We start from the raw sequence: 23,037 nt of genomic DNA, 5'->3' as shown, positions 1-23,037 counted from the left end.
CCGGGCGGGAGCGACGCCACGCCGGGCGGGGCCGGGCGGCAACGAGCGCACGGGCAAGCACGATCACGGTCAGAAGCGGGCCAGGCCGAGGAGTTCGTCCAGCCAGGCGGGTGGATCATCTTTCCACCAGGCCAGCCGTACGGAGATCGGCGGCGCCTGGCGCAGCGCCCGGTAAGCGACCCCGGGGCGCGGATACTGGTGCGCCGTGGACGACGCGGTGACGCCGACCGCCTGCCCCGCGGCGATGAGGGTCAGCCACTCGTCGATCGCGCCCGTCTCCCGGAGCGAGCCGGGCCGGGCGCCGGGAGGGAACAGTTCCTCGGTCGTCGTGCCGACCCGCGGGACGATCGCGACGGTGTAGCGGGCCAGGTCTTCGAGGCGCAACGTCCGGCGCCGGGCGAGGGCGCTGTCCGTGGCGACCGCGGCGTAGCGGGGCTCCTGACCGATCTCGGCCGTTGCGAAGCGCGGGTCGTCGAGTGGACGGCGGATCACGGCGACGTCCGCGGAGCCGTCGGCCAGGCCCGCCGAGGGCTCGTTGACCTGCACGAAGACCAGCGGCTGGGCCGGATGAGCCGTCGCCCACGCCTTCTGCAGGCGCCGGGTGTGCCGGCCGAGCGCGGCCCAGGAGAAGCCGACGCGGATCTCGCCGCGGTCGGTCACGAGCGCTTCCAGGTGGGCCACTTCATCGAGTACGCGGCGGGCCTGCGCGGCGACCCGAACGCCGGCCGCGGTCAGCTCGACCTGCCGGGTCGTACGCCGGACCAGTGAGACGCCCAGGTGACGTTCGAGGGCGGCGACGGCTCGGGAGACCGACGCCTGGGAAAGTCCGAGCCGGGCCGCCGCGTCGGTGAACGTGCCCGCGTCCACCACTGCCACCAGCGCGCGGAGCTGGCCGACCCGGACATCCATACGTGCAGCGTATAAGTGCGGCGGCGTACGCATTTCCCTTCCGCCCCGGCGCCGCGTTGCCTGGGAGCCATGAAGGGTCTTTCCACGATGCTCGGCAGCGCGACCGCCAACCAGGTCGGGGCGGCGGCGGGCGCCCATGCCTTCGCCGCCGTCGGGCCCGCCGGAGTGGTGGCCGTCCGGCAGCTGGTCGCGGCCGCCGTGCTGCTGCCCGTGGCGCGCCCGGACCCGCGCCGGTTCACGCGGGCGCAGTGGTGGCCGGTGCTGCTGCTCGCGGCGGTGTTCGCGGTGATGAACCTGAGCGTCTACACGGCGATCGACCGGATCGGGCTGGGCCTGACCGTCACGCTGGAGGTGCTCGGGCCGCTGGCCGTGGCACTGCTCGGCTCGCGGACCCGCGCCGACCTGGCCTGTGCGGTGGCCGCGGCGACGGGGGTCTATGTGCTGGTGCTGCCCGGGCCGGCGAGCGACTGGACGGGCATCGCCGTGGCGCTGCTCGCGGCCGGGTGCTGGGCGGCGTACATCCTGCTCAATCGGGTGATCGGAGCGCGGCTGCCCGGAGTGGAGGGGCTGGCCGTGGCGACGTCACTGTCGGCGCTCGGCTATCTGCCGCTCGCCGTGGTGCTGGCCGTCGAGGGCCGGTGGAGTGCCGGGGCGCTGCTGTGGGCCGCGGTGGCCGGGGTGCTCAGTGCCGTCCCGTACGCCGGGGATCTGATCGCTCTTCGCCATGTGCCGCCGCGCGTTTTCGGGATGTTCATGAGCGTGCACCCGGTGCTGGCGGCGCTGAGCGGGCTGGTGCTGCTCGGACAGGCGCTGCGGCCGCACGAGTGGGCCGGCATCGTGATCGTGATCACCGTCCTCGCCGCCGCCAACCACCGCCGCACCGCCTCGGCGAAAGGCCGGCAAGGCGGCGAAGAAATCGCGCGCAAAGGCAGGAAGGCCGACGAGGGCCAGGAGGTGAGCGAAGGCCAGGAGGTAGGCGAAGGCCAGGAGGTGGACAAAGAGCGGCGGCGGGAAAGCGGGCGACAGCGGGGAGAAAAGCAGCAGGCTCAGGCGCCGTAACGACGCTGGCGGCCCGCATAGGACCGCAACGCCCGCAGGAAGTCTGTCCGCCGGAAATCGGGCCAGTTGGCGTCGTGGAAGTAGAACTCCGAGTGCGCCGACTGCCACAGCAGGAAGCCCGACAGCCGCTGCTCCCCGCTCGTGCGGATGACCAGGTCGGGATCGGGCTGCCCGGCGGTGTAGAGGTGCTCGGCGATGTGCTCGACGTCGAGGATCTCGGCCAGCTCCTCGAGGGTGCGGCCGGCTGCGGCGTGCTCGTAGAGCAACGAGCGCACGGCGTCGGTGATCTCGCGGCGGCCGCCATAGCCCACCGCCATGTTGACCTCGACGCCCTCGGTGCGGTCGCGGGTCTTCTCCTGGGCGGCCTTGAGGGCGACCGCGGTGTGGGCGGGCAGCACGTCGAGCGCGCCGACGATGCGCAGCCGCCACGGGTTGCCCTCCTCGGCCAGCTCGGTGGCGAGGTCCTCGATGATGGTGAGCAGCGGGTCGAGCTCGGCCGCCGGGCGCTGCAGGTTGTCGGTGGCGAGCAGATAGAGCGTCACGTGCTTGATGCCGGCCTGGTCGCACCAGCCCAGCAGCTCCTTGACCCGGGTCGCGCCGACCCGGTGCCCGTCGTTGGGGTCGACGTAGCCCATCTCGCGGGCCCAGCGCCGGTTGCCGTCGCACATGACGCCGACGTGCTGGGGCACCGGCTTGCCCGCCAGCCGGCCGGCGAGCCGCCGCTCGTAGAGGGAGTAGACCAGTGACCGCACACTCATCGCGCCCAAGCCTATCGGCAGCCCGCGCGGGCTCAAGAGGGCGGCGGGACCAACCGGACGATCTCGGCCCCGATGCGCCCGATAGTGCGAAGATCGAAAACTCCGTCACCGAGCCCCAGATCCACCATACGGTGGAATATCCGCTCGTCGCGGCGGGCGGCGCGCACCGCGGCGTCCACGACGCGCGGCTGCCGGGTCAGCAGCGTCGCGAAGCCGGAGTGACGAAGATGACGTCCGAGCCGGGCCCGCAACGCGCGGGTGTAGTGCCGGCCCGCGGTGTCCGGCCCGGCCGCCGCGGCCGCCCCGGCGAGGGCCCCCGACAGCACCGCATAGAAGATGCCCTCGCCGGTGAAGGGGTTGATCAGCGAGAGCGCGTCGCCGGCGAGCAGCACGGGTCCGCGGGCGGGCGCCGGGCGGTGGGTGGACAACGGCAGGTGGTGCGCGCGCAGGCTCTCCGGCTCGGCGCCGGGCAGGAGCTGCCCGAGCCGTTCCACCAGGTACGCCTTCGTGAGCGGCGTGCCCCGTAACACCTCGCCGTACCCGACGTTGGCCGTGCCGTCGCCGATCGGGAACTCCCACGCGTACGCGGGCCAGCGCGCCGACGTGGTCTTGATCAGTTGCTCGGTGACCGTCGCCGGCCGATAGCCCCGGATGGCCAGGGCGAGATGGCCGCTCGGGTTGACGCGGTCGCCCCGCTGACGTCGTACCGTCGAACCGGCGCCGTCCGCACCCACCAGGACGCGCGCTCGCAAGGTCCCGTCGATGGTGATCGCGCCGGGTTCCACCGTAATCTCGTGAACGGTGTGCCGGCGCAGCTCGGAGCCCCGGTCGACGGCGGCCGCGACCAGCCGGGCGTCGAAGACTCGGCGTGGCACGGTGTGCGCGGGGCGCGGCAGCCGGCGAGAAACGTCACCGCCGCCGGGCGCGACCAGGCGCAGCCGCTCGACCGGCGGGTAGCCGTCGGTCACTCCCGTCACGCCCAGGTCCGCCAGCACGTCGAGGGTCTCGGCGGCGATCCCGTCCCCGCACGGCTTGTCGCGCGGAAAGAACGATCGATCCAGCAGCACCACTGAGGCACCGGACCGGCGCGCGGCGATCGCGGCGGCACAACCCGCGGGGCCCGCCCCGGCGATCGCGACGTCCCAGATCATGACGTCATCCGCCGTACGCGCCACAGGGCGAAGAGCGTGAGCAGCGCGGCGGCCACCAGCGGGGCGCCGTCGCGGATCAGGCCGTCGACGCCGAGCAGCAGATAGCAGAGCGGCAGATCGATCACGAGCACGCCGACGGTGATCCACGCCAGGAAACCGGACGCCCACGCCTTGCCGCGCATCAGGAACGCGGTCGCGAGCAGCACCGCGTAGCTGGCCGCGATGCCCGCGCCGAACCAGAAGACGACCGCGAGCAGCCACTGCGGACGGTGGCCGAGCTCACTGACCGAGATGAGCGCGGGCACCAGCATCAGCGGGCTGAAGGTGAAGGCCGCCACGCGCGCGGTGATCGCCCAGCCGGCCAGCGGCGGGCGCTTCGGCGTGGCCTCCTGCCAGCGCAGGCCCTCGCGGGTGACGACCAGCTTGTTCGGGTGCCGGACCAGGTGAGTCTGGACGCCCGGGTGCCGGTAGAGCAGCGCGACCACCAGCACACACAGGGCGACGAGGACGGCGAAGCCCAGCACGCCCGGCGTCGGGGGCGTGCCGCTGCGGGGCACCACGAGCCGGCCGACCGCGAAGATCGTCGTGACGGCCAGGATCAGCCCGAGGGGACGCGCGGCGGCCCGCCCCCGGCGGACGTGCCAGATCAAGACCAACCAGCCGACGGTACGCAGGAGCGCCCAGCCCGTCCGGACCGCGAGCCCGAAGCCGTGCTCCGGCGCGTACCAGTAGTTGAGCAGCTCGACCACCGCGGTCGCCGCCGCCGTCGCGACCAGGAGAAAGGTCAGCACCCGGACGACGCGCGGGCGCCCGTAGTCGGCGATCACGGGCGCCCCGACGGTGGTCATGAGCCGAAATTGCCCGGGCTACCCGTCCTTCAACCGTGCTTTGAGCGCGTCGAGTTCGGACCAGAGGACGGCCGGGAGCTTCTCGCCGAACTTCGCGAACCACTCCTCGACGTGCGGGAGCTCGGCGCGCCACTCGTCCGGGTCGACGGTCAGGGCGGCGGCCAGGTCGGCCGGGTCGAGGTCGAGGCCGGTCAGGTCGAGCGCCTCGGGCGGGGGCACGGGCCCGATCGGGGTCTCGACGGCGGGCGCGGTGCCGTCGAGGCGCTCGGTGATCCACTTGAGGACGCGGATGTTCTCGCCGAAGCCGGGCCACAGGAAGCGCCCGTCGCCGCCGCGGCGGAACCAGTTGACGTAGAACACCTTCGGCAGCTTGTCCGGGGTCGCCTTGCCCAGCTCGATCCAGTGGTTGAAGTGGTCGCCGGCGTGATAGCCGATGAACGGCAGCATCGCCATCGGGTCGCGGCGCACCACGCCCACCTGACCGGCGGCCGCCGCGGTCGTCTCCGAGGAGAGGGTCGCCCCGAGATAGACCCCGTGGACCCAGTCGCGGGCCTCCGTGACGAGCGGCACAGTGGTGCGGCGCCGGCCTCCGAAGAGGATCGCGTCGATGGGGACGCCGCGCGGGTCGTCGTACTCGGGGGCCAGGACGGGGCACTGGCTGATGGGCGTACAGAAGCGGCTGTTGGGGTGGCTCGAAGGGGTTGCCGACTCCGGGGTCCAGCCGGCGCCGCGCCAGTCGGTCAGGTGCGCGGGCGGTTCCCCCATGCCCTCCCACCAGACGTCGCCGTCGTCGGTGCGGGCGACGTTGGTGAAGATCGAGTTGCCGCGGGCCAGGGTGCGCATCGCGTTCGGGTTCGTGTGTTCGTCGGTGCCCGGGGCGACGCCGAAGAGGCCGTACTCGGGATTGGTCGCCCACAGCCGCCCGTCGGAGCCGAAGCGCATCCACGCGATGTCGTCGCCGACCGTCTCGACCTTCCAGCCCGGCAGCGTGGGCTCGAGCATCGCCAGGTTGGTCTTGCCGCAGGCCGACGGGAACGCCCCGGCCACGTAGCGGACCCGCCCGGCCGGCGAGGTCAGCTTCATGATCAGCATGTGCTCGGCCAGCCAGCCCTCGTCCCGGGCGGCGACGCTGGCGATGCGCAGCGCGAAGCATTTCTTGCCGAGCAGGGAGTTGCCGCCGTAGCCGGAGCCGTAGGACCAGATCTCGCGCGTCTCGGGGAAGTGCGAGATGTACTTCGTCTCGTTGCACGGCCACGCCGCCGCTGACATCGGGGCGCCCACGGAGTGCAGGGCCGGGACGAAGTCGGCGTCGGTGCCCATGGCCTCGAGCACAGCGGTGCCCATCCGGGTCATGATCCGCATGCTGGCGGCGACGTAGGCGCTGTCGGTGAGCTCGACGCCGAACATCGGGTCCGGGGCGTCGAGGGGACCCATGCAGAACGGGACGACGTACATGGTCCGGCCCCGCATGCTGCCGCGGTAGAGCTCGGTCATCGTGGCCTTCATCTCGGCCGGCGCCATCCAGTTGTTCGTGGGGCCGGCGTCGGCGGGATCGGTGGAGCAGATGAAGGTGCGCTCCTCGACCCGGGCGACGTCCCCGGGGTCGGTGCGGGCCCAGAAGGAGTTCGGCCGGCGGCCGGGGTCGAGGCGCACGAGCGTGCCGGCGGCGACGAGCTCGTCGGTGAGGCGGACCCACTCGGCGTCGGAGCCGTCGCACCAGTGCACACGGTCGGGGAGGGTGAGGGCTGTCACTTCGCGGACCCAGTCGAGCAGGCGGACATGATCGGTCATGAGCGATTCCCTTCGCCGGAAGTTCCGTCAGCCTAGGGGCTCCGACCGTGATTTCTTCGGCTCCAGTGGACTTTCTCCGCTTTTTCTTCGGTCGAGCTGCGCAGTGGCGTTCGAATCTTCGCGGTTTGCCGCACGTCCGCTCAGGGAGCGCTCCCACTTTCACAAAATGGACAAAACGCCTTAAGCTGGTCTTTGCTCCCACTCCTCGCGCCAGGAGGCGGAATGACCTCAGACAGTGACACCGCGTTGCTCGCGGCCGTACGGGCCGGGGACACCGCCGCCTACGGCGTTCTCTACGAACGGCACCGGGCCGCGGCCCGCACGCTGGCCCGCGCCCTGGTGCACGACCCCGCGGACGCCGACGACCTGGTCGCCGAGACCTTCGCCAAGGTGTTCGCCACCCTGCGTGCCGGGCGGGGACCCCTCGTGGCGTTCCGTGCCTACGTGAACACGACCCTGCGCCACGTGTCCTACCACCGGGCCCGGCGCGACCGCCGGCTCGAGTTCACCGACGATCTGACCAGGTACGACTCCGGGCAGCCGTTCCTCGACCCGGCCCTCGACCGGCTCGAGCGCACCTATGCCGCGCAGGCCTTTCGCGCGCTGCCCGACCGGTGGCGTGACGTGCTGTGGCGTACCGAGGTGGAGGGCGCCACCCCCGCCGAGGTCGCCCCGCAGCTGGGCCTCACGCCGAACGCGGTCGCCGTCCTCGCCCACCGGGCGCGCGAAGGATTGCGCCGGCTCTATCTCCAGCAGCACGTGGCGGCCGCGGACACGCCCGAGTGCCGCTGGGCCGGCGACCGGCTGGGGGGACGGGTGCGCGGACGACTCGCGCAGCGGGATTCCGTACGGCTGGAATCGCACCTGTCCTGGTGCGCCGACTGCCGCGCGCAGCTCGCCGAGGTTACGGAAATTGACCAAGTAGGTCACCGTCAGTACCGCCAACGGCAACCCGCGAGCCCCGCAGATTAAGAGTCGCGAACGAAAACAGCGGTACGTGACCCGCCCCGGTACTCTCGGGGACGTGCCTGCTGCCACGATCATGCCCGCGCTGCGGGCACGCTTCGGGGCCCTGGTGCGCGAGGTCGGCAAGTTCGGCACCGTCGGCGGCATCGCGTTCGCCATCGACCTCGCTCTCTTCAACGTGTTCCTGCAGGCCGGGGCGGAGTCCCTGCTCGCCAAGACCGGATCCACCCTGATCGCCACCACGGTGGCCTTCGCGGGCAACAGATTCTGGACCTGGCGGCACCGCTCGCACAGCAACATGGCCCGGCAGTACACGTTGTTCTTCCTGCTCAACGGGGTGGGTCTCGGCATCGGGCTGGCCTGCCTCGCGATCAGTCACTACGGGCTCGGCTCGATCTGGCCCGAGTTCCAGACCCCGCTCGCGGACAACATCTCCGGCCAGCTGGTCGGCACCGCGATCGGCACCCTCTTCCGTTTCTGGTCCTACCGCCGCTTCGTGTTCGGCGAGCACCCGGGCACCGAGCCGGCCCGGCCGGCCGCACCCCAGGACCCGGCCCCGCCGGCCGGTGAGGCGGCACCGCAGCAGCCCCCGCACGCGTCAGCGCCCCGGGCTGTCCCGCGCATGTGACGACGATCGCGCCTTCCGGCTCGATTCCTCGTCCGCGCCCTTCCCCCCGTAAGGTTGCCCAATGCCCTCAGCTCGCCCGCTGTCGGAACGTCTGCGCCGCCTGGCTCCCGAGGCCCTCGCGTTCGGCGCGATCGGTGCCGCCAACACGCTGCTCTACATGGCCATCACCTGGGCCCTGCTGCCCATCGGAGCCGTGAAGGCCAGCGTCGTCGCGACGGTCGTGACCACCACGCTGGCCTACCTCGCCAACCGCTACTGGACGTACCGCAACCACACCCGCAGCGCGCTCCGCCGGGAGTACACGCTGTTCTTCGGCTTCAACCTGGTCGGCATGGTCATCCAGTCCGGGGCCGTGACGATCGGCAAGTACGGCTTCGGGCTCTCCGAGGAGAAGGACGCCGTCCTGTTCATGGGCGTCACCCTGATCGGCATCGTGGTCGCCACGGTGTTCCGCTTCTGGGCCTACCGGACCTTCGTCTTCCTCAAGCCCCCGGTCGACGGGCACGAGGCCGCCGTCGCGGAGATGGACGTCGCCGCGGGCCTGGCCGAGCTCAGCGCCGAGGCGGAGGACCGCCTGGACGTGGAGATCGCGCAGGAGATCGACGCGCAGCGCCGCGCTGTCTGACCCGTACCTCCGGTTCCGGTTCCTCCTCGTCCTCATCGTCGTCCGGCCGCAGCTCGCGGTCGGTCTCGATGAGTTCGTAGAGCGTCGTCTGCACCTGGTGCACGTGCGGCACCGACACCAGCACCGCCGACTGTTCGCCGATCGAGTCGACGGTGAGGGTGCCGCAGCCCAGCGCCCGGTCCAGCAGCGACTGGTTCGTCACGTGGTCATTGACCCGGTTGAGCGGCAGATCCCGCCGCTCCCGGGCCACGACCCCGTCCTGCAGCAGGATCCGCTCGTCCGTGAAGACGTAGTGCGTGGTCCGCCACACCAGCAGCGGCCAGACGCCCCGGCGCACGGCCACCCAGAGCGTGATCGCGCCGACCACGCACACCCCGATGGCACCGCCGGTCGTCCGGGGGAGCATCACCCACGTCATGATGAAGACGGCCAGGGTCGCGAGCAGGACGATGCTCGGCCACACGGCCGCCTTGGCGTGCGGGTGGAGGTGGAGGACGACCTCCTCCTCCTCGGTCAGGACCTCGTCCGGGAAGGGCACGCCGTCAGCGTACGGTGCTTTTTCCCCTGGTTCTTCTCGGCGCGTGTTTCTCTCACCGGACGGTTTTCCCCGGTGCGTGTTTCTCTCACCGGACGGTTTTCCCCGGCGCGTGTTCTTCTTACCGGACGTGCAGCACGTCACCCGCCGAGACGCGACGCTCGGCGCCTTCGCCGGTACGGATGACCAGCTGGCCGTCGCGGTCCACATCGGTGACTTCGCCGGTCACCTCGCCGCCCGCGGGCAGCAGCACCCGCACGGGCCGGCCCAGCGTGGCGCAGTCCCGCCGGTACGCCGCGAGCAGCCCGCACATCTCCGCGTCGCCGCCCGCCTCGCGCCAGCCGCCGTACCAGCGGTCGAAGCTCCGCAGCAGCGCGCGCAGCAGCGGGTCCCGGTCGGTGCTCGTGGCGCCCGCCTCGAAGAGGGAGGTGGCGGGGAGGCCGTTGGTCGGCGGAAGCTCGGCCGCCTTGGTCGAGACGTTGAGACCGATGCCGACGACGACCGCGTCGCCGGTGACTTCGGCGAGGATGCCGGCGGTCTTGCCGTACTCCCCCGGGTCTTTCTCCGGCCGGGCCAGGAGGTCGTTGGGCCATTTGAGGGCGGCGTCGACCTCGGCGACGCGGCGCACAGCCTCGAGCAGGGCCACCCCGGCCAGCAGGGGCAACCAACCCCAGGCCCGCTGCGGTACGGCCGGCCAGTCCCGCTCCGGATCGGCCGCACCGGGCCGCAGCAGCACACTGAGCGTCAGCCCGGCCCGCGGCGGCGACACCCACTGCCTGTCCCGCCGCCCACGCCCGGCCACCTGCTGCTCGGCGACGACGATCAGGCCCTCGCCGGCGCCCTCCCGCGCGGCGTCGGCCACGTCGGCGTTGGTCGAGCCGGTCTCCCCGACCACGTCGAGCCGCCGCCAGAAGCCGCCCGGCACGACCAGCGCACGCTGGAGCGAGCGGGCGCCCAGCGGCGGCCGGGTGAGATCCGAGTACGGCGAGGCGGACATGACCAAACCCTAGCCGGGGCAGCTCACGTCGGTTCGGCCGCGTGACGGCTGCGGTAGACGGTGCTGCGCGGGTCGGCGGGCTCGACCGGATCGGCGCCGGGCCGGGGGCGGGGACTCGGGCGCGGGCGGGGACGCTGCTCTCCCGCGCGCTGGCGGCGCATCCTGAGCTGGCGGCGGGGCAGCTCCTCCCGCTGCGGCGCCCAGCTGAGGTCGGGCAGGGCCGCTTCCGGCAGGTCGGGAACCGTCCAGATCGGGCCTTCGACGCTCTCGGGGCGGCCGGCCAGCGGGCCCGCGACGCTCTCGGGCCGGCCGGCCAGCGGGCCTTCGACGCTTTCGGGGCGGCCGGCCAGCGGACCCGCGACCGGCTGGGGCTCGACGGGGACCCGCTGCGGGAGCGGGGACATCGGTTCCGTGGACCGGGGGCGCCAGTCCAGGGGGAGCATCGCCGTGGGTTCCGCCTCGGCTTCCGGCTGGGCCGGGGCGACGGGCGGGGGGACCTGCGGGAGGCGTTCCACCGGGACGGGCCAGCCGTAGCCCGCGTCCGGGGCGGGTGTCCAGTAGTCGCCGGTCACGGGCTCGTCGCGGTACTCGGGGCGGACCCAGCCGTCGACGCGGTCGCCGTACCGGGGCTGGTCGTCCTGCTTCTTCTCCTCCGGCCGCCAGGGCCGGATGGCGGCCGCGTCGTCCGGCTCGGAGCGGGTGTTGAGCGGCCATCGGTCGCGGCCTTCGGCGTTGCGGTCGACGCGGGTGCCGGTGCTGCGCTCGACGTTGAGGCGCTCGCGGACGATGCGGCCGGGGGCGTGCAGGGTCTCGGCGTCCGGGAGGCGGGCGGGGGCGGCGTCGAGCGGGCGCATCCGCTGGTTGACATCGATCATCGCCGCCGGGCGGGGCCGCGTGTTCAGGCCGGGCGGGTTGCGCTGGGCGTTCATGCCGGGCGGGTTGCGCTGCGCGTTCATGGGGGTCCGCTTGGGCAGGTCCAGCGGCGCGCTCATTGCCGGCCGCTTGGGCAGGTCCAGCGGCGTGCCCACAGCCGTCCGCTGGGGCAGGTCGAGCTGCGTGCCCATCGCCGGCCGCTGGGGCAGGTCGAGCTGCGCGTTCGACGCCGGAGCCGGGCGGGCGGCCGGCGGCGTGGCGCTGTCGCGGTGGGGGCGGGTGGCGCCGCGGCGGCGGCTGCGCGGGCCCTGGCTCGGCCCGGCCGGGGTCCGGCGGTCGCGCGGGCCCGGCTCGGCCGGGGTCGGGCGGTCGCGCGCGCCCGGGCTCGGCTCGGCCGGGGTCCGGCGGCTGGCGCGGCGCTGCCGGCCACGCTCGGTCGTGCCGCGGCGGCGCTCGGGGCCGGACGCCTCGAACAGGATCCTGCGGAAAACGATGAGCGTGGTGATGCCACCGACGATCAAGGCCACGCCGACGGGGGTCATCCATGTCGTCACGGGGGATGTAACGAATGGTGCAATAGGAACGAAACGTTCGGCCCCTTGCGCTCCGGGGCGCATCGGTGCCCACCGCTCGATACGATCATCCGGTGAGCGCAGTGGAGAACATTCACACCACCGCCGGCAAGCTGGCCGACCTGACGCAGCGCACCGAGGATGCCGTGCACGCCGGCTCCGAGCGCGCCGTCGAGAAGCAGCACGCGCGCGGCAAGAAGACGGCGCGCGAGCGGATCGAGATGCTGCTCGACGAGGGTTCCTTCGTGGAGCTCGACGGGCTGGCGCGGCACCGGTCGACCAATTTCGGGCTCGAGCGCAACCGGCCGTACGGGGATGGTGTCGTCACCGGTCACGGCACGATCGACGGCCGTCAGGTGTGCGTGTTCTCGCAGGACTTCACGGTGTTCGGCGGGTCGCTGGGCGAGGTCTTCGGCGAGAAGATCGTCAAGGTGCTCGACCTCGCCATGAAGATCGGCTGCCCGATCATCGGCATCAACGACTCCGGCGGCGCGCGCATCCAGGAGGGCGTCGTCGCGCTGGGGCTCTACGCGGACATCTTCTTCCGGAACGTACGAGCCAGCGGGGTCATCCCCCAGATCTCACTGATCATGGGCCCGTGCGCGGGCGGCGCCGTCTACTCGCCGGCGATCACCGACTTCACGGTCATGGTCGACCAGACGTCGCACATGTTCATCACCGGACCCGACGTCATCCGCACGGTCACCGGCGAGGACGTCGGCATGGAGGAGCTGGGCGGCGCGCGTACGCACAACACGCGCAGCGGCAACGCGCACTATCTGGCGTCGGACGAGGAGGACGCCGTCGACTACGTACGCGCGCTCCTCACCTATCTGCCGAGCAACAACCTCGACGAGCCTGCTTTTGTTGAAGCCGCTGCCGACCTCGAACCGTCGGTGGACGACCTTGCCCTCGACACGCTCATCCCCGACTCGGCGAACCAGCCCTACGACATCCACGCGGTCATCGAGGCCGTGGTCGAGGACTTCCTCGAGATCCAGCCCCTCTACGCGCCGAACATCGTGATCGGATTCGGACGCGTCGAGGGCCGGCCGGTCGGGATCGTCGCCAACCAGCCGATGCACTTCGCGGGCACCCTGGACATCGCCGCGTCCGAGAAGGCGGCGCGATTCGTGCGTACCTGCGACGCCTTCAACATCCCGGTGCTGACCTTCGTCGACGTGCCCGGCTTCCTGCCCGGCACCGACCAGGAATGGGACGGGATCATCCGGCGCGGGGCCAAGCTCATTTATGCGTACGCGGAAGCGACCGTGCCGAAGGTGACAGTGATCACGCGGAAGGCGTACGGCGGCGCCTACGACGTGATGGGCTCCAAGCACCTCGGCGCCGACATGAACTTCGCGTGGCCGACGGCGCAGATCGCGGTCATGGGCGCCCAGGGCGCGGTCAATATCCTCTACCGGGGCGAGCTGGCGGCGGCTGAGGACCCGGCGTCGCTGCGCACCTCGCTGATCCAGGAGTACGAGGACACGCTCGCCAACCCGTACATCGCCGCCGAACGAGGCTACGTCGACGCCGTGATCGCCCCGTCCACCACGCGCGCCCAGGTCACCCGCGCCCTGCGTACACTCCGCACCAAGCGCGAAACGCTGCCGCCCAAGAAGCACGGCAACATCCCGCTCTGATCATCGTCAGGCGGTGCTGAGCTCCGGCAGCCACTGGCCCGCGAGCAGGAAGGCGCCCACGACCAGGGCGGCGAGGTCGACCACGAGGAAGACGCCGACCCAGAAGAGCGCGGGTACCCGGGTCACGCCGGCCAGCTGATCGGCGTCGGACTCGGGCATGCGGCCCCGGCTGCGCAACTTCTGCAGCTCGAAGACCGGCCGCACCCCGCCGAAGAGCAGGAACCACACGGAGGCGTACGCGAAAACCGCCTGCACCTGCGGCGACGCGTACCAGGAGACGGCGAGCACGATCGCCCCCGTCACCACCAGCGACAGCACGCCGAACAGGTTGCGGATGTTGATGAGCATCAGCAGCAGCAGGACGACGGCGAGCCAGAGCAGCAGCGTGATCCTGTTCCCGCCGAGCAGCCACGCCCCGCCGAGCCCCACCAGCGACGGCGCGATGTAGCCCGCCAGCAGCGTGAACATCATCCCGGGCCCGGTCGGCCGCCCCGCCGAGAGCGTCAGCCCGGACGTGTCGAACTCCAGCCGGATGCCCCGCAGCTTCCGCCCGGTCAGCAACGCCACCAGCGCGTGCCCGCCCTCGTGGGCGATGGTCACGGCGTTCCGCGCGATCCGCCACACCGGCCGGAAGGCCACCGCCGCGAACCCGATCACGGCCGTGACCAGCACGAGCACGCCGGGAGGATCGGGCTGGGCGCTCATGAGCGTGTCCCAGAGGTCAGGCAGCGAGTCGATCGACACAGCCCGGGAGCGTAGCCGATGAGCTTGTGCGACGCCCCCGTCCACACCCGCGGAGCAGGCGCGTCACTGCTTCCAGAGCTGGGCCACGCTCACCCCGAAGGTACGCAACAAGCGCCGCAACAGAGGCAGCGAAAGCCCCACCACGTTGCCGTGATCGCCCTCGATCCGTTCGACGAACGCCCCGCCCAGCCCGTCGATGGTGAACGACCCCGCCACGTGGAGCGGCTCCCCCGAAGCCACGTAGGCCGCGATCTCCGAGTCACTCACATTCGCGAAATGCACGACTGTCCCGGCGCTCTCCCCGACCGCCCGGGCTGCGCCCCCGTCCGAACTCAACTCGATCAGGTGATGCCCGGTGTGCAGCACCCCCGACCGTCCCCGCATCGCCCGCCACCGACGGGTCGCCTCATCGGCATCGCGCGGCTTCCCGAGAATCTCCCCGTCGAAGGCCAGCACCGAGTCACACCCCAGCACCAGCACTCCTGCCTCCGCCGGCAACGTCGCCGCCACGGCCTCCGCCTTCAACCGCCCCAGCGAAAGACTCAACTCGGCCGGGTCGGACGTCACCACCACCGACTCGTCAACCCCACTGACCTGCACCGAAGGATCGAACCCGGCCGCCCGCAACAACCCGAGCCGCGCCGGACTGGCAGAAGCGAGAACAAGCCGATAGCCGGAAGCATGCGTCACAGCCGCCTACGCTAGCCCGACCGCCGGCCCCGGGTCGAAGAACCCAGCCCCCACCGGCCGAACCACCCGTCACGCAATCCCCCTATCACTGGCCCCGGGTCGAAGTCCCCGGCCGCAGGCGACCGGATAACCGCCGGACCACCCCGGCGCACCTCCCACACCTCCTCACCCGGCCTCCACCCCGCCGGCCGCCGGGGCTCCTCCGCCGGCGCCCCGCCCGCCGGCCGCCCCTGAGCCAGCAACGGCACATGCTCAGCCGCCCCGCTCCCGGAACTCCCACCAACGACATACCCGGACGGCAACACCGACCGCCCCGGCACCGACCTCCCCGGCCCACCCGGCTCGCCTGGCGCACCTGGTGTCCCCGTCCAGCTCCCCGGCCCTCGGCTCCCCGGCCCGTCCGGCACCTCGGGCCCTCGCACCCCAGGCTGCGCGAATTGCCCAGGCTGACTCGGCAGACCCGACCGGCTCCCCACACCCGGCCGGCCAGGCTGTCCTCCCCCACCCGCTTGCCCGAACGCTCCTGAGCCACCTCGCTGACCAGGCAGTCCCCACCTCCCCGGCGCCCCGGGCCGCCCCGCTGCGTCCGCCCGTCCAGTTCGGAAACCACCGGGCGCCCCAACCGACCCCGGCCCTCCAATCAACCCCAGCCCCGCCCCAGCGCCCGGGCTCGCCACTCCTGCCCCTGCCGCTCCCGGCACCGTCCCAACCCCGCTCAATCCCGTCCCCGAGCCGCCAGATACCCCCGCCGAACTCCCCAAGCCCGGCAACAGCGCAGCCCCTCCCGCCAAGCCCACCGCACTCTGTCCAACTCCAGCACCGACCCGCCCCGAGGAACCGTCAGCAAGAACCGCCCCCGGAGCACCCACGCCCGCCCCGCCGCCGGAGGACAACGCGTCACCCATCGCCACGTCGGCCGACGGCACCCGGAGCTTGGCTTCGGCGCTGATCAGAGTGCTGCTCAGCGCGTACATGACGGGTCGGGCCAATCTGTTGAGCCGCTCCCGCTCGGCCGCAACCGAAGCCGCAGCCGCCGCGGCGACCGACGCTCCCAGGCCCCCACCCGCGATGTCCCCGGCCGTTGACGCCGAACTCGGCGCACCGATAACGCTCGGCACAGCCCGCGCAGCACTAGGAACAGCCCGAGCACCCGCCGCTCCCGTCCCGGACATGACGCCGGAAGTCGAAGCCGCACTCGATCCGATCCCGGGTGCCGCTGCCGCACCGCGCGAGCCTGTCGCCGGCGACCGCGTGACCGCCGGCCCCGGCGCCGGGGTGGCGCCGGCCGCCCGCACCCACTCCCGGTACAGCGGCTCGATCTTCGCCCGCGCCTCCGCCAGCGCCGACACCCCGGCACCGAAGGCGGAGTAGTTCGCCACGGCCACCTCATAGGTCTCGCGAAGATCGGCGATCAACCGATCCAGCCGCCCGACATAGGCCGCAGCCGCCGGACTCCGCGCGGGCGGCCACACCGCGACCAGATCATCCCGGTACGCAGTCACCCGCCGAAGATGCGTCTCCACCAGCTCCGCCGTCTCCCGCCAGCCGGCCACCACGCCGAAGTGCGCATCGGTCCGCTGATCCCGCAGCACCGACCACACGTCCCCGAGATCCCGCGACTGCCAATCGGTCCCGCCGTAGCCCCCGCCCCCGTCGAACTCCATCAGCGCCCCACCCGCCCGTCGCCAGTCCCGGCCCCGTCCCCCTCTGGCGAATCTCCGCCGAACGCCTCGGCCAGCCGCGCCGCGCCCGAATCTCCGCCGAACGTCTCAGCCAACCGCGCCGCGCCCGAATCTCCGCCGAACGTCTCAGCCAACCGCGCCGCGCCCGACGACGCGGGCCGGCCTCCGCCGCTCACGGCACTCGACGCGCCCTCGAAGGCGGCGGCGATGTCCCCGACACGCGCGCTCGCGAAGGCGTCGGCGCCCCGATATCGCTCGCTGACGTCGTGGGCCGCCCAGGCCACGCGTACGGTCGCGGGGGCGAAACCCACCGCGTTGGCGACCGTGCGCACCTGGGCCGTCGCGTGCTGGTGCAGGAAGCTGCGCAGCTCGGGGAACGCCTCGTCGCCCGCGGGCAGCCGGGTGCTCATCATGGCGGTCACGTGGTCGAGGTGGGGACCGAAGCCCTTCGCGACCTCGGCCGCCAGCGCACGGGCGATGTCCTCCATCGCCTCGATGTCGACCTCGACCGAGACCTGGTCGCGCAGGTCCTCCTCCGGTGTCATTGCCGCACCTCCCGCCGCGGGCCGGGCGGCCGGATCGCCGCCGTGGGCCGAGGCTAGCGAGAAAGAGGAGATCCCTTCGAGTCCCGAAGGCGAGCCTGTGGATAACTCGCGCCTGTGGATAACTAACGCGGCAGACCCGACGCGCGCCATGATGGGGGCGACCCGCCCGGGCGTCCGCTCGTTGTCCAGAGCGTGGCGCGGGGTTGCGGGGCTGGCGAGTCATGGCGGCCGGACAGGGCGATGACCAGGGCGGCCAGCTCTTCCGGGGCGGGCTCGCCGCGAACCACGCTGACCAGCGGTTCCTCATCCATCGATCAAGCGTACGGTCTCACTCAGCGTGACGCGGTGACACGCATCCCACACAGGGCTGATCGATTCGCTGCCGCTCGACAGGACCGGGTATTTTCTGCGTGATGTCTACTTCCCCCCCGCTCGTTGTCGCTGACCGCTACCGGCTCGTCGCGCCGCTCGGTCAGGGCGGGATGGGTCGTGTCTGGCGGGCGACCGACGTCGTCCTGCACCGCGACGTCGCGATCAAGGAGCTCGTGCCACCGCCCGGCCTGACGCCGGACGAGCGGCAGGAGATGCGCGAGCGCTCCCTGCGCGAGGCGCGGGCGATCGCCCGGCTCAACAACATCAACGTGGTGCGCGTCTTCGACGTCCTGCGCACGGACGCCGACCCGTGGATCGTGATGGAGTACGTCCCCTCGCGCTCCCTTCAGGACATCCTGGCCGCCGACGGGCCGTTCAATCCGGTTCGCGCCGCCGAGATCGGCCTGGGCGTGCTCGGGGCCCTCGGGGCGGCCCACCGCGCCGGCGTGGTCCACCGCGACGTCAAGCCGGGCAACGTGCTCATCGGCGAGGACGGCCGCGTCGTGCTCACCGACTTCGGCCTGGCGACGGTTCCCGGCGACCCCAATGTCACCCGCACGGGTCTGGTGCTGGGCTCCCCGGCCTACATCGCGCCGGAGCGCGCCCGCGACGGCACGGCCGGCCCCGGCGCCGATCTCTGGTCCCTCGGCGCCACCCTCTATGCCGCGGTGGAAGGCGCCTCGCCCTTCGCCCGCCCGTCCGCGATCGCGACCCTGGCCGCCCTCGCCACGGAAAATCCGCCGCCCGCCCGCAACGCCGGGCCGCTCAAGCCTGTCCTCAACGGCCTGCTCCGCAAGGACCCCGCGCACCGCATCAACGCCGAAGAGGCCGAGCGGTTGCTGCTCCGCGCCGCCGGCCGACGCTCCAAGCTCAGCTTCCCGATGAGCCCGACCATGCGCCGCCCCGGCGCGGGCCGCGAACGCCCGCCGATCGTCCCCGGCATCTCGGCGAGCGCTCCGGTCGTCCCCGGCCCGCGCCCGCCCGTCACCCAGGGCCGCGCCGACCAGGCTCACCCTCCCGCGGCCCAGGGCCGCCAGCCCGGCCAGCAGCTGCCCCCGGCCGCGCAGAGCCGCCCACCCGCCGCGCAGGGCCGCACCCCCATTCCGGGTACGCAGTCCGGGGCCCCCGGCGCCACGCCGCCCGGCCGCCCCGGCGCCACGCCCGCGGGTCGCTCGTCGGTGACCCCCGGCACGGCCCCGGGTCGCCCGGCCAACCCGCTCCAGGGCCGCGCCGCCACGCCCGCCAACCCGGCTCAGCACCGCCCGGGCCCGCCCGGCGCCAACCCGGCTCAGCACCGCCCAGGCCCGTCCGGCGCCAACCCCGCGCAGGGCCGGGCCGGCACGCCGCAGGCAGGCGCCAGCCCGGCCGGTCCCGCCCAGGGCCGGGCCGGCACGCCGCAGCCGGGCGGCAACCCGCAGGAGCGTCCGATCTTCGCCCCGGGCAAGGCCGCAGTGGGCCGCACGCCCCGCCCGGCCGACACGCCGACCCGCATCGACGGCCCCAAGCCCCCGCTCGACGCCACCCGCCTCGACGCCCCGCCGGTGCCGCCCGCGGGGAAGCGCCCGCCCGCCGACACCCCGCACAACCCCGCCCTCGACGCGACCATGCGCGGGGCCGGCGGCGGCCTGGGCTCCTTCACCGCCGACGAGGTGGCCGCAGCCCTCCGCCAGCGAACCGGCGCCCACTTCCCGGTCCCCGGCACCCCGGCCGGCTCCCCACCCGACGCGGCGGCCGAGACCCGCATCCAGCCCAACCCGGCCGCCGAGACCCGCGTGCAGGCCAACCCGGCCGCCGAAACGCGCGTCCAGCCCAGCCCCGCGACTCGCCTCCAGCCTGGCTCCGCGCCCGAGACACGCCTTCAGGCCAGCCCCGCGGCCGAGACTCGCGTGCAGCCGGCGGCCGGAGGTCGCCCGCAGACCGATCCGGCAGCCGAGACCCGGGTGCAGCCGGCTCCCCGCAAGCCGGCCGCCGCCACCACGACAGACCTGACGGCCACCAAGTCGAAGAAGCCGCCCGTCGCCGCGCCGGCCGCAGCGGCACCCGTCGCCGAGCCGGTCCCCGCGCCCGCGACGCCCACGCCCCCGGCCGCCCCCGAGGCATCGGCTGTCGCGGAGGCGCCGGCCGCCCCGGAGATCGCAGCCGCCCCGGACACGGCCATCCCGCCGACATCGCTGGTCCCGACCACAGCTGTCCCCTCGCCGACCACCGAGGGCAAGACGACGGCAAGCACAACGGCCGGAAGCCCCACAGCCGGAAGCGCCACAGCTGAAAGCACGACGGCTGGAAGCACCAAAGCCGGAAGCCCACCCGCCGAGAACGCGACAGCCGACGCTCCGGCGGGCGCAGTGGCCGACACTTCCGGCGCTGTCGACACGCCGAACGACGCCGCAGCAGCAGAAGGCGTCAGCGCAGAAGGTGTCCCCGCGGAAGTCGTCACCGCAGGAGATGCCACCGCAGAAGGCGCCGCAGCAACAGACGTCGCAGCAGGCGACGGCGCCGAGAGCAGCACCTCGTCCCAGGCGCAGTCGATCAAGCAAGCGCCTCCGGACGAGCAGGCGCCCTTGGACGAGCCAGTCGGCGCAGCCGCCACGTCCGAAGCGAATGCCGCCTCACCGGCCGCCAACGCAGACGCCGATGCATCCACCACGGACGCAGAAGCCACACCCACCGCAGCCGGTGAAGCCGCATCCACCACGGACGGTGGAACCGGTTCCACGGCGGACAGCTCGGCGGCGGAGGCCGCGTCCCCGAGCGGCACGGTCACGAGCGGCACGTCCACGAGCAGCACCTCCACGCCCGCTGCCGCCGAGGTGCCCGCGTCCGACACAGCCCTCGAAGATGAAGCCGCTACCGCACCCGCCGAAGACGCGTCGGCCGTCGCAGCCACGGTAGACGCCGACACCGCCCCCTCCCCGAGCGTGACGGCCCCGGACAGCGGGCAGACCGGCGACAGAGAGGCGAGCAACGGGTCGGCCGACTCCACCTCCGCGACCGGCAGCACCCCGGACGGCGTTGAGGCGGCATCGTCGCGCTCGGCGGCTACGGACGGCGCGCCCAGCACCGCCCTCCCGGAAGAGATGCCGGACGGGAAAGCGACCGAGGTAGCAGGCGAGAAGGCGAGCGACAAGCAGCTCGCCGGCACGTCAACGTCCGCCGAGCCGGCTGCCACGCCCGAGCCGACCGGCACAACCTCAGCGGCCAGCAGTGCGCCCGCGAGCAGCAAGCCCGAGCCGACCGGCGCGACTCCGGCGGCCAGCAGCGCATCCACGAGCGGCGCGCCTGCGGAGATCCAACCCGCAGACGTCAAGTCGACCGGCACCGGGCCGACCGACGCCAAGCCGGCGGACCCCAAGCCGGACGACGTCGCGCCGGCCGGGGCCAAGTCCCACGGCACGAATTCCGGGGCAGAGGTCGCCGACGCCACCGGCGCGAAGTCGTCGACCAGCTCCGTTGAGACCACCAGCAGCGCAAAGACCGGCGCCCCGAAGACCACCGGCACCGACTCGGCGGCGGGCGGGGGCAGGACCAGCGACACCCCGTCCCCGGCCGCCACCAGCAAGATCACTGGCGTTGACCCTTCGACCAGCGGGGTCATGCCGGGGGCGAACACGCCCAAGATCGCGGGGAGCCGGCCGCCGCGGCGGAATATCGCGGCGGCGGGGCTGGGGAGTGGCGGGCTCGCGGGGCGGGATGTGCCCGATGCGACCAGCAAGCTGCCGAATGCCACTCGGCCGATCTCCGGAGCGCCGGGGCTGGCGCCTTCGAACAGGCCGGCCTGGCAGCCGATGAACCTGCGTGAGCCGTCGGCCGGGCGCCGGGGGCTGACGGTTTTCGGGGTCACGCTGACGCGTCGGCAGACCGCGATCGGGATCGGGATCCTGGCCGTACTCCTGGTGCTTCTGATTGTTCTGATCCCGCAGCTGTTCGGGGGCGACGATGACAACGCCGCCGCGCCTGTGACCAGCGCGGCCCCGCAGCAGCAGCAGCCGGCGGCGGGCGGCGGGCAGAAGGGCGGCGGCAGCCCCGCCCCCGCGACGAGTGCGGCCGCCACGAAGCCCGCGAGCAGCGCACCGCCCAGCAGCCCGGCGGCGACGGGGTTCAAGCTTCCGGCCGGCTGGCAGATGTACGGGGGCGCGAGCACCGGCTTCTCCGTCCCGCTCCCCAAGGGTGTGACCGGGGACCCGCGCGGCAGCGGAGAGATCTACTTCGAGTTCGACAACCGGCTCCTGATCATCGCGCAGACCGACAAGCCGAAGCCGGACGCGCTCAAGGACTGGCAGGAGCAGGAGCGGAACAAGAACTACAGCCAGTATGAGCTGGTCCGGCTGGCCGCGGTGAAGTATCCGATCGCCACGTCGGCGGCCGACTGGGAGTTCTTCTACACGACGACGACCGGCAACCGGCAGCACGCGGTCAAGCGCAACTTCATCACCGGGCCGAAGCGGGCGTTCAGCATCAACTGGTACGTGTCGCCGGGCGACTGGAACGCCGCGAAGAAGGATCTTCAGGTCATCTACGACGGGTTCAAGCCGATGTGAGCATGGGATCACCGTCCACCGGGTACTGATCGGTGACCACGGATGGAGGTGCCCCATGATCCGACGACCCGGACGCAAGCCGACGCTGGCCCTGTGGATGCTCGTCGCCCTCGCCGACGTGGCCGTCCTCGTGGCCGCCCGTCCGGTGCCGGCCCTGCTCGCCCTGGTCGCAGCCGCCCTGCTCGCCGCCACCGTCGCCGTGCTGGCCGCCCGCACACCGGCCCCCGACGTCGCCCTGGCCGGCAGCCCGAGCACACCTGACCTGCCGACCACCCCATAGCCAAGAGCCGCGCCGGCCCGACGCGCCCCGGCAAGACCGAACCGACAGCGAAGCGCCCGGAGCCGGAAGCTCACCGCACGCTACGAGCGAACAACCGAGCAGCCCACACCACGGCCAGCACCGCCAGCACCGCCATGATCACCAGCCCCTGCCACACCGCCGGCGCCCCGAGATCGCCCCGGAACAAAGCCCGCACCCCGTCCACGGCCCACGAGAACGGGTTCCAGTCCGCGATCCCCTGCAGCCACCCCGGCGCGAACGTCAGCGGCAACAGGATCCCGGACAACAGCAGCACCGGCTGGGCGACCGTGTTCATCATCGGCGCCAGGACGTCCTCGGTCTTGACGGCCAGCGCCACCCCGTACGACACGGCCGACGTCATGAGCGAGATGAGCGCCAGCATCAGGTACGCCAGCAGCAGATTGCCCAGGAACACGCGCAGGTCGAACACCAGGGCGAGCAGCGTGATGATGACGGCTTGAGCGAGCAGTGACACGGTGTCCCGCAGCGACCGCCCCAGCAGCAGCGCCAGACGGCTCACCGGCGTAACGCGGGAGCGCTCGATGACGCCGGCCCGCAACTCGGCGATGAGACCGAACCCCTGGAACAGCCCGCCGAAGATCGCGAGCAGCACGAGCAGGCCCGGGACGAAGATCTCGTACGCCTCGGCGTTGGTCCGCACCCCGAGGGCCGGCTTGAGCAGCGGCGCGAAGAGCAGCAGGTACATGACCGGCTGGAACACGCCGACGATGATCCACACGGGGTTGCGCAGCAGCGCCCGCATCTGGTGCCAGAAGATCAGATAAGTGTCGCGCAGCAGCTTCACGG

The 23,037-nt window shown here is 72.7% G+C and carries 21 protein-coding genes; 8 read left to right on the top strand and 13 right to left on the bottom strand.

Annotated features, from left to right (window positions below; all coding sequences use genetic code 11):
- Nucleotides 1-69 precede the first annotated feature (69 nt).
- Nucleotides 70-909, bottom strand: a complete 840-nt coding sequence (locus RAN62_RS14260) for a LysR family transcriptional regulator (protein ID WP_305785068.1) — start codon at nucleotides 907-909, stop codon at nucleotides 70-72.
- A 69-nt stretch (nucleotides 910-978) separates the two neighbouring features.
- Between RAN62_RS14260 and RAN62_RS14255 the strand changes: the two genes are divergently transcribed.
- The gene (locus tag RAN62_RS14255; RefSeq protein ID WP_305785067.1) at nucleotides 979-1,968 is read left to right on the top strand and encodes an EamA family transporter; all 990 of its coding nucleotides are present in this window, start codon (nucleotides 979-981) and stop codon (nucleotides 1,966-1,968) included.
- Here the strand turns inward: RAN62_RS14255 and RAN62_RS14250 are convergent.
- Genes RAN62_RS14250 through RAN62_RS14235 form a run of 4 tightly spaced genes read right to left on the bottom strand, consistent with a single transcriptional unit; the run spans nucleotide 1,956 to nucleotide 6,516 of the window.
- Nucleotides 1,956-2,726, bottom strand: coding sequence for an isoprenyl transferase (locus tag RAN62_RS14250; RefSeq protein ID WP_305785066.1), 771 nt, complete (start codon nucleotides 2,724-2,726; stop codon nucleotides 1,956-1,958). The two genes, RAN62_RS14255 and RAN62_RS14250, sit on opposite strands and share 13 nt — an antisense overlap.
- A 32-nt stretch (nucleotides 2,727-2,758) precedes the next feature.
- Nucleotides 2,759-3,877, bottom strand: a complete 1,119-nt coding sequence (locus tag RAN62_RS14245; RefSeq protein WP_305785065.1) for an NAD(P)/FAD-dependent oxidoreductase — start codon at nucleotides 3,875-3,877, stop codon at nucleotides 2,759-2,761.
- Nucleotides 3,874-4,725: a hypothetical protein gene (locus RAN62_RS14240; RefSeq protein ID WP_305785064.1), complete on the bottom strand. Its 852-nt coding sequence runs from the start codon at nucleotides 4,723-4,725 to the stop codon at nucleotides 3,874-3,876. The genes RAN62_RS14245 and RAN62_RS14240 overlap by 4 nt, the downstream gene beginning before the upstream one ends.
- 18 nt (nucleotides 4,726-4,743) lie before the next feature.
- A complete protein-coding gene (locus RAN62_RS14235) occupies nucleotides 4,744-6,516 on the bottom strand; it encodes a phosphoenolpyruvate carboxykinase (GTP) (protein ID WP_305785063.1) in 1,773 nt (590 codons plus the stop codon).
- A 222-nt stretch (nucleotides 6,517-6,738) separates the two neighbouring features.
- Between RAN62_RS14235 and RAN62_RS14230 the strand changes: the two genes are divergently transcribed.
- The 3 genes from RAN62_RS14230 to RAN62_RS14220 all read left to right on the top strand — a co-directional run bounded on the left by RAN62_RS14230 (nucleotide 6,739) and on the right by RAN62_RS14220 (nucleotide 8,735).
- The gene (locus tag RAN62_RS14230) at nucleotides 6,739-7,488 is read left to right on the top strand and encodes a sigma-70 family RNA polymerase sigma factor (protein ID WP_305785062.1); all 750 of its coding nucleotides are present in this window, start codon (nucleotides 6,739-6,741) and stop codon (nucleotides 7,486-7,488) included.
- A gap of 70 nt (nucleotides 7,489-7,558) precedes the next feature.
- Nucleotides 7,559-8,110 carry a GtrA family protein gene (locus RAN62_RS14225; protein ID WP_305785302.1) on the top strand — a complete coding sequence of 184 codons (552 nt, stop codon included), beginning with the start codon at nucleotides 7,559-7,561 and terminating at the stop codon, nucleotides 8,108-8,110.
- Nucleotides 8,111-8,171: 61 nt separating this feature from the next.
- Complete coding sequence (locus tag RAN62_RS14220) at nucleotides 8,172-8,735, top strand: GtrA family protein (protein ID WP_305785061.1); 564 nt, start codon at nucleotides 8,172-8,174, stop codon at nucleotides 8,733-8,735.
- Here RAN62_RS14220 and RAN62_RS14215 read toward each other — a convergent pair.
- From RAN62_RS14215 to RAN62_RS14205, 3 genes are all read right to left on the bottom strand, one after another.
- Nucleotides 8,662-9,273 carry a PH domain-containing protein gene (locus RAN62_RS14215; RefSeq protein WP_305785060.1) on the bottom strand — a complete coding sequence of 204 codons (612 nt, stop codon included), beginning with the start codon at nucleotides 9,271-9,273 and terminating at the stop codon, nucleotides 8,662-8,664. The genes RAN62_RS14220 and RAN62_RS14215 overlap by 74 nt on opposite strands.
- A 118-nt stretch (nucleotides 9,274-9,391) precedes the next feature.
- The gene (locus RAN62_RS14210) at nucleotides 9,392-10,267 is read right to left on the bottom strand and encodes a biotin--[acetyl-CoA-carboxylase] ligase (protein WP_305785059.1); all 876 of its coding nucleotides are present in this window, start codon (nucleotides 10,265-10,267) and stop codon (nucleotides 9,392-9,394) included.
- Between the two features lie 23 nt (nucleotides 10,268-10,290).
- A complete protein-coding gene (locus tag RAN62_RS14205; RefSeq protein WP_305785058.1) occupies nucleotides 10,291-11,694 on the bottom strand; it encodes a hypothetical protein in 1,404 nt (467 codons plus the stop codon).
- 92 nt (nucleotides 11,695-11,786) lie between these two features.
- On the opposite strand from RAN62_RS14205, the gene RAN62_RS14200 reads away from it, so the two are divergent.
- On the top strand, nucleotides 11,787-13,358 hold the full coding sequence (locus RAN62_RS14200; RefSeq protein WP_305785057.1) for an acyl-CoA carboxylase subunit beta: 1,572 nt from the start codon (nucleotides 11,787-11,789) through the stop codon (nucleotides 13,356-13,358).
- Between the two features lie 6 nt (nucleotides 13,359-13,364).
- On the opposite strand, the gene RAN62_RS14195 is transcribed toward RAN62_RS14200, so the two are convergent.
- Nucleotides 13,365-14,063 carry a M50 family metallopeptidase gene (locus RAN62_RS14195; RefSeq protein WP_305785301.1) on the bottom strand — a complete coding sequence of 233 codons (699 nt, stop codon included), beginning with the start codon at nucleotides 14,061-14,063 and terminating at the stop codon, nucleotides 13,365-13,367.
- Nucleotides 14,064-14,165: 102 nt separating this feature from the next.
- Nucleotides 14,166-14,792, bottom strand: coding sequence for a Maf family protein (locus RAN62_RS14190; RefSeq protein WP_305785056.1), 627 nt, complete (start codon nucleotides 14,790-14,792; stop codon nucleotides 14,166-14,168).
- Between the two features lie 1,170 nt (nucleotides 14,793-15,962).
- Between RAN62_RS14190 and RAN62_RS14185 the strand changes: the two genes are divergently transcribed.
- Entirely contained in the window at nucleotides 15,963-16,163 is a 201-nt protein-coding gene (locus tag RAN62_RS14185; protein ID WP_305785055.1) for a hypothetical protein, read from the top strand.
- Between the two features lie 292 nt (nucleotides 16,164-16,455).
- On the opposite strand, the gene RAN62_RS14180 is transcribed toward RAN62_RS14185, so the two are convergent.
- On the bottom strand, nucleotides 16,456-17,019 hold the full coding sequence (locus RAN62_RS14180) for a hypothetical protein (RefSeq protein ID WP_305785054.1): 564 nt from the start codon (nucleotides 17,017-17,019) through the stop codon (nucleotides 16,456-16,458).
- 122 nt (nucleotides 17,020-17,141) lie between these two features.
- Nucleotides 17,142-17,330 (bottom strand): acyl-CoA carboxylase subunit epsilon, encoded by a 189-nt coding sequence (locus tag RAN62_RS14175; protein ID WP_305785053.1) that lies wholly within the window; start codon nucleotides 17,328-17,330, stop codon nucleotides 17,142-17,144.
- Nucleotides 17,331-17,432: 102 nt separating this feature from the next.
- Between RAN62_RS14175 and RAN62_RS41360 the strand changes: the two genes are divergently transcribed.
- Both RAN62_RS41360 and RAN62_RS14165 read left to right on the top strand, forming a co-directional pair.
- Nucleotides 17,433-21,929 (top strand): serine/threonine-protein kinase, encoded by a 4,497-nt coding sequence (locus RAN62_RS41360; protein ID WP_305785052.1) that lies wholly within the window; start codon nucleotides 17,433-17,435, stop codon nucleotides 21,927-21,929.
- A gap of 55 nt (nucleotides 21,930-21,984) precedes the next feature.
- A complete protein-coding gene (locus RAN62_RS14165; protein WP_305785051.1) occupies nucleotides 21,985-22,209 on the top strand; it encodes a hypothetical protein in 225 nt (74 codons plus the stop codon).
- 70 nt (nucleotides 22,210-22,279) lie between these two features.
- Here RAN62_RS14165 and RAN62_RS14160 read toward each other — a convergent pair whose 3' ends face one another.
- Complete coding sequence (locus tag RAN62_RS14160; RefSeq protein WP_305785050.1) at nucleotides 22,280-23,035, bottom strand: ABC transporter permease; 756 nt, start codon at nucleotides 23,033-23,035, stop codon at nucleotides 22,280-22,282.
- Nucleotides 23,036-23,037: the final 2 nt, after the last annotated feature.

The organism is Symbioplanes lichenis (assembly GCF_030709675.1).
GTDB lineage: Bacteria > Actinomycetota > Actinomycetes > Mycobacteriales > Micromonosporaceae > Actinoplanes > Actinoplanes lichenis.
The sequence above is the reverse complement of the archived record's forward strand: the minus strand, read 5'-3'. Positions and strand labels throughout refer to the sequence as shown.